The sequence below is a fragment of the Streptomyces sp. JJ38 genome (assembly GCF_019303475.1).
GTDB lineage: Bacteria > Actinomycetota > Actinomycetes > Streptomycetales > Streptomycetaceae > Streptomyces.
This window is the reverse complement of the sequence record NZ_JABLSI010000024.1, coordinates 80,959-86,465: the sequence shown is the minus strand read 5'-3', so window position 1 is coordinate 86,465 and position 5,507 is coordinate 80,959. Positions and strand designations below refer to the sequence as shown.

6 protein-coding genes and 1 pseudogene are annotated in these 5,507 nt (G+C 76.2%); 4 read left to right on the top strand and 3 right to left on the bottom strand.

All coding sequences use genetic code 11. The features are described from left to right. Both HPT28_RS26985 and HPT28_RS15470 read right to left on the bottom strand, forming a co-directional pair. On the bottom strand, positions 1 to 1,510 hold a 1,510-nt coding region (locus HPT28_RS26985; protein WP_257578668.1), incomplete at its 3' end, for an ATP-binding protein. A gap of 169 nt (positions 1,511 to 1,679) precedes the next feature. Then, positions 1,680 to 2,573 (bottom strand): NAD(P)H-binding protein, encoded by an 894-nt coding sequence (locus HPT28_RS15470; RefSeq protein ID WP_219091659.1) that lies wholly within the window; start codon positions 2,571 to 2,573, stop codon positions 1,680 to 1,682. A gap of 114 nt (positions 2,574 to 2,687) precedes the next feature. Here HPT28_RS15470 and HPT28_RS15465 point away from each other — a divergent pair, with 114 nt between their 5' ends. Next, complete coding sequence (locus HPT28_RS15465; protein WP_219091658.1) at positions 2,688 to 3,644, top strand: AraC family transcriptional regulator; 957 nt, start codon at positions 2,688 to 2,690, stop codon at positions 3,642 to 3,644. A gap of 5 nt (positions 3,645 to 3,649) precedes the next feature. After that, positions 3,650 to 4,360: an AraC family transcriptional regulator gene (locus HPT28_RS15460; RefSeq protein ID WP_219091657.1), complete on the top strand. Its 711-nt coding sequence runs from the start codon at positions 3,650 to 3,652 to the stop codon at positions 4,358 to 4,360. A 4-nt stretch (positions 4,361 to 4,364) separates the two neighbouring features. Here the strand turns inward: HPT28_RS15460 and HPT28_RS15455 are convergent, their stop codons facing one another. Next, the gene (locus HPT28_RS15455; protein ID WP_257578667.1) at positions 4,365 to 4,778 is read right to left on the bottom strand and encodes a VOC family protein; all 414 of its coding nucleotides are present in this window, start codon (positions 4,776 to 4,778) and stop codon (positions 4,365 to 4,367) included. An 87-nt stretch (positions 4,779 to 4,865) separates the two neighbouring features. Here HPT28_RS15455 and cutA point away from each other — a divergent pair, with 87 nt between their 5' ends. Together cutA and HPT28_RS26980 are read left to right on the top strand one after the other, a co-directional pair. Beyond that, positions 4,866 to 5,186, top strand: a complete 321-nt coding sequence (cutA, locus tag HPT28_RS15450) for a divalent-cation tolerance protein CutA (protein ID WP_219091656.1) — start codon at positions 4,866 to 4,868, stop codon at positions 5,184 to 5,186. Next, a pseudogene (locus tag HPT28_RS26980) lies at positions 5,183 to 5,431 on the top strand (gamma-glutamylcyclotransferase family protein); the annotation flags it as partial. The gene cutA and the pseudogene HPT28_RS26980, both read left to right, overlap by 4 nt. Positions 5,432 to 5,507 lie beyond the last annotated feature (76 nt).

The following is a 5,507-nucleotide window of genomic DNA, read 5'->3' as shown; positions in this document are numbered from 1 at the left end:
CCGGCGGCAGCGGCGCGGCGGCCGGGCGCTGCGACGGGGCGGGGGCGTTTGGGCCCGGCCCGGCCGTCTGCGCCCCGAAGCCGTCACGGCCCGGCCCGGACCGTGTGCCGTCGAGTCCGAGGCCGGCCGGGGTGCCGTCGAGGCCGAGACCGGCCGGGGTGCCGTCGAGGCCGCGTCCGGGGGCCCGGCGACGGCTGCGACGGCGGGGCAGCTCCGGCTCGGTTGACCCGGGCGCCCGCTCCGCGAACGGGTCCGTGCCCGCCCCGGGCCCGGCGGAGGCGGCGGTCACCGGCTCCGTGCCGGGCGTGGCGTACGCGTGCGCGTCCCGCGTCGCGGGGCGCGAGCGGGCCTGCCGCGGGATGGGGGCGACGTCGGGCAGCGGCTCCGTGAGCAGCCGGTGCGGGACGAAGACGACGGACCGGGTGCCGCCGTACGCGGAGGCCCCGGTCAGCTCGACGTTGAAGCCCAGCTCGCGGGACCAGCGGCCCACGCAGGCCAGGCCGAGGCGGGGGACGGCGCCGAGCTGCGCGAGGTCCAGGTCGTCGCGCAGCCGGCCCAGGGCCTGGTGGAGCACGTCCGGCGGCATGCCGAGCCCGGCGTCGTCGATCTCCAGCACCGCGCCCGCGCCCACCTCCCGGATCGTCACCACGACCTGGGTGCTGGACGGGGAGAACACCGTGGCGTTCTCCAGCAGTTCGGCGACGCTGTGCATCAGGCCCTCGACGGCGGGCGGTACCACGTAGAGGGTCTGGCCCCCGTGTACGTCGATCCGGCCGAACTCCACGATGCGCGACTGGGCCCCGCGTACGCAGTCGTACAGGGTCACCGGGCGCGTCTCCCGGCGGGCGGGCCAGATGCCGCACATCACCAGCAGCGTTTGCGCCTTGCGCGTCATCTGCGCCGCCGCGTGGTCGGCCTTCATCACCTCGCCCATGAGCCGGGAGTCGGTGATGATCTGCTCGACGTGGTCCAGCACCTGCTGCTGCACCGTCGCCATGGCGTGCATGTTGCGGGCCACCGACTCGAAGGCCGCCTGCACCGAGTCGCGCAGGGCACGTTCGCGGCGCACCGCCTCGTCGGAGCCGAGCCCGGCGACGACGGCGGCGAGCGCCCGGGCGAAGTCCTCCCCGGTGGCGGCGGGTTCGGTCAGCGGCCCCGGGACGCCGTCGAGCCGGTGGCCGGTCCGCACGCGTTCGGTGATGGCGGGCATCCGGACCCCGGCCAGGTGGGCGACCTCGGCGCCCCGCGCTCCGGCGACGGCCTCGGCGCGCTCCCGTGCCGTTGTGGCGGTGGCCAGCGCTCTCCGGGCCCGTAGCGCGGCGGCCACGCTCACGGTGGCCGTGACGGCCAGCGCGGCGAGCGTCGCCCGCAGCCATCCGGCGGCCCCGGGCAGCGCGGCCCCCGCCGCGCCGCAGCCGAGCGCCACCGCCGCCGTGACGGCCCACCAGGTGTCCCGGCGCCTGGCCCGTTTCCCCCGCCTCCCCGTGCGTTCCACCGGCCGATTCAGCATGGCGTCCTCAACGTCACTGCCCCTCCGTGAGACGCCGAGCATGACGTCCCGCAATGATCAACTGGTCAGGATCAGTCAGATCCTAGGAGTAACTTTCCATACGCGGGCCACGCTTCACCAGTGTCGAGCAGCCGCCCGCACCCAGCGGAGTGCGGGCGGCCGCTTGCGGTCAGCGGTCCCAAGTTCCCCCGGCGGACTCCCGCCTGGCGAACTCCGAGAAGTCCCGGGGCGGGCGGCCCAGCACTTCCCGTACGCCGTCCGAGACGTAGGCCATCTCGCCGTCACGCACCCGGTCGAGCAACTCACACACGAGCTCCACCTCTGCTGACGGCAGCCCGAGTTCGGCTAGCGAGGCGCCGAACTCGGCCATGGTCTGGCGCTGTTCGCCCATCTCCCGGCCGGTGGCCACGCCGATCTCGGCCACCGCGTCCCAGAAGCTCAGCAGCCGGCCCCCACTCAGTTCGTAGGTGTGTCCCGCGTGGTCGGCCGGGGCGCGCAGGACGGCGCTCGCGACGTCGGCGACGTCCTCGACGTCGACGAACGCCTCCGGCCCGTCCCCCGTCGGCAGCGCCAGCCCGCCCCCGCGCAGCGGCTCGCGGAGGGCGTCGAGTTCGCTGAAGTTCTGGAAGAACCAGGCCGCCCGCAGGACCGTGCACGTCAGGCCGCTCTCCCGCACCGCCCGCTCGGTGGCCCGCGCCGAGACCTCCGTCGGGCGCTCGGCGTTCCGGCCGCGCATCGACAGCATCACCACCTGTCGCACGCCCGCACTGACCGCGGCCTCGGTGAAGCCGCGCACCACGTCCGGCGCTTCGGGTGCGCCCAGGTCGGGGGCGTAGGCCAGGTAGACGCGAGAGACCCCCTCCAGGGCTCCGGGCCAGGTCGCCGCGGAGTGCCAGTCGAAGGGCGGCTGGCCCGAGCGCGAGCCGACCCGCACCGGGACGCCCTCGCCCCGGAGCCGGTCCACGACGCGCCGCCCGGTGCGGCCGGTGCCGTTGGTGACGAGGACGAGGCCGCCGCTCGGGTCGTCGTCCGGTGATGCGCTGAGGGTGTCGTTGGTGTTCATGCCGGTAAGTCAACCGGCCCCGGCCGAGACGATCCATGGCCGAAAAGCTCGAGGGCATACGCGAGCGTCTCGCTCACCCGGCGACGCCACATGGCCCCGGGCTACGCTGGACGCGTGGACGTACTCGCGGAGCTGCTGGACGGAACCCGGGCCCGGGGCGGCCTCTTCCACCAGATGATCGTGTCCCCGCCCTGGTCCCTGCGGGTGCGGGACGGCGCACCGCTCTCCCTCTACACCCTCTTCCACGGCACCGGCTGGATCACTCCCGAGGGCGGGGCGTCCGTGCGGCTCGACGAGGGCGACATCGCCGTCGTCCGCGGCCCCGCCCCCTACGTCGTCGCCGACGAGCCCTGGGGCGCCGACCGGACGCCGCAGCTCGTCATCCACCCCGACGACACCTGCACCGCCGCCGACGGCACCGTGCTCTGCGCCGAACTCGCCCTCGGCGTGCGCACCTGGGGCGAGGGCACCGACGGCGAGGCCCAACTCGTCAACGGCACCTACCAGCTCGGCGGGGAGGTCAGCGGACGGCTGCTGGCCGCGCTGCCCCCGGTGCTGGTCATGCGGGCCGCGCAGTGGCGCTGCCCGCTGCTGCCGCTGCTCGCCGAGGAGATCGTCAAGGACGCCCCCGGGCAGCAGGCCGTGCTGGACCGGCTCCTCGACCTCCTCCTCATCGCCACGCTCCGCGCCTGGTTCGACCGCCCGGACGCCGAGCCCCCGGCCTGGTACCGCGCCCAGGCGGACCCCGTCGTCGGACCGGCGCTGCGGCTCCTGCACGCGGACCCGGCCCGCCCCTGGACGGTCGGCGGGCTCGCCGCGGCCGTCGGCGTCTCCCGGGCCGTGCTCGCCCGCCGCTTCGGGCAGCTCGTCGGCGAGCCCCCGATGGCATACCTCACTGGCTGGCGCATGGACCTGGCCGCCGACCTCCTGCGCGAACCGGGCGCCACCGTCGGCTCGGTGGCCCGCCGGGTCGGCTACGCCAACGCCTTCGCGCTCAGCGCCGCGTTCAAGCGGCACCGGGGCGTCACCCCGAGCGCCCACCGCTCCGGCACCCCGGCCACGGTGGGCTGAGCCCGGTGTACCGCGAGCGGCCCTCGACCCTCGGCGGCGGCGCCGTCCTGTGGACCCGCACCGCCGCGCCGGTCGCCGGCCCCGCCCTCGTCCTGCCCGACGGCTGCATGGACCTCATCTGGCGGGAGGGCGACGGAGCCGCCGGGTTCCTGGTCGCGGGCCCGGACACCCGGGCCCAGCGCGACGCCGGGCGGCCCGGCACCGCCTGGACCGGACTGCGCTTCGCCCCCGGCACCGGGCCCGCCGTCCTCGGCGTCCCCGCCCGCGAGCTGCGCGACCAACGGGTGCCGCTGGACGCCCTGTGGCCCGGCGCCCGGGTGCGGCGACTGGCCGAACGCGTCGCCGAGGCCGCCGACCGGGGAGCGGCCCTGGAGGAGCTCGCGGCGCGCACCCGCACGCCCGGGCGTCTTGGCCGGGAGCTCCACCCCGCGGTGGCCCGCGCCCTCGCGGCCGGCCGGAGCGTGGCGGACGTCGCCCGCGAGGCGGGGCTCAGCGAGCGCCAGCTCCACCGCCGCTCCCTGGACGCCTTCGGCTACGGCCCGAAGACACTCGCCCGCATCCTGCGCTTCCAGCGCGCCCTGGAGCGCGCCCGGGCGGGCCGGCCGCCCGCCGAGGTCGCCGCCGTCACCGGCTACGCGGACCAGGCGCATCTGGCCCGCGAGGTGCGCGCCCTGGCCGGGGTGCCGCTCGGCACCCTGCTCCGGGGCCCGGGGTGAGGGCTCAGTCGCCGAGCGGGGCGAAGAGGTCGACCGGGGTGCCGTCGGGGTCCGCGATGACCGCGTACCGCTGCCCCCAGGGCGCGTCCCAGGGCTCCTTCACGGACGGGTACCCGGCCGCCGTCATCTCCGCGTACACGCGGTCGACGTCCGCCGGACCGTCGCACAGGAAGGCCAGCGCGACACGGCCCTCGCCCTTGGGCATCTCCCAGCCGGGGTGGATCGCGCGCATCACCTCCACGGTGTCCCAGGCCAGCCGTACCCCGCCGGGGCCGACGGCCTCGACGTGCGGGGCGCTGTCCGCCTCCGCGGGGAGGTCCAGCCCGAGCCGGCGGTAGAACGCGAGCGTCGCGGCCATGTCGGCCGTCACCATGCCGACGAGATCGAACCGGGGTGTCACAGGTGTCGTACGTGCCATGCCGCCGACGCTAGGCGCTTCCCGGGCCGCCGGTCTTGAACGAATCGGACGCGGCGCGTGGCGCCCGGTTCCGGATACGGTGCTGACATGGCCGAACTGCTGACCGTCCTGACCACCACCGACAGCGCGGAGTCGGCGCGGGCGCTGGCCGCGGGGGCCGTGGACCGCCGGGTCGCGGCCTGCGCGCAGATCGCCGGGCCCGTCACCTCCGTCTACCGCTGGGAGGGGGAGGTGCGGGACGACCCGGAGTGGCAGGTGCTGTTCAAGACGACGACCGAGCGCTACGCGGCCCTGGAGACCTTCCTCGCCGAGGCCCACACCTACGACGTGCCGGAGATCATCGCCACGCCCGTGCGCCGGGCGAGCGCGGCCTACGCGCGCTGGGTGGCCGAGGAGACCGGAGCATGACCACGCCGAGCATGCCCCGCCTCCCGTTCTTCGTCTACGGCACCCTCCGGCCCGGAGAGCACAACCACGCGTGGGCCCTCGCCGGGCGCACCGTGCGCGAGGAGCCCGCCACCGTGCGCGGCCTCGTGCTCTACGAGGGCCCCGGCTACCCGTACGCCGTGGCCGGGGACGGCGTCGCCACCGGCACCCTGGTGGAGCCGGACCCGGAGCGGTACGGCGAGATCCTGTGCGTCCTGGACGAGCTGGAGGACTACACGCCGGGAGGTACGGCGAACGTCTACGAGCGGGTGACGGCGGAGGCGGAGCGGGCCGGGGGCGGCA

Coding starts and splice junctions, on each gene's coding strand:
- cutA (WP_219091656.1), top strand. CDS start 4,866: ATGGCCGAACTGCTGACCGTCCTGACCACCACCGACAGCGCGGAGTCG.
- HPT28_RS15455 (WP_257578667.1), bottom strand. CDS start 4,778: ATGGCACGTACGACACCTGTGACACCCCGGTTCGATCTCGTCGGCATG.
- HPT28_RS15470 (WP_219091659.1), bottom strand. CDS start 2,573: ATGAACACCAACGACACCCTCAGCGCATCACCGGACGACGACCCGAGC.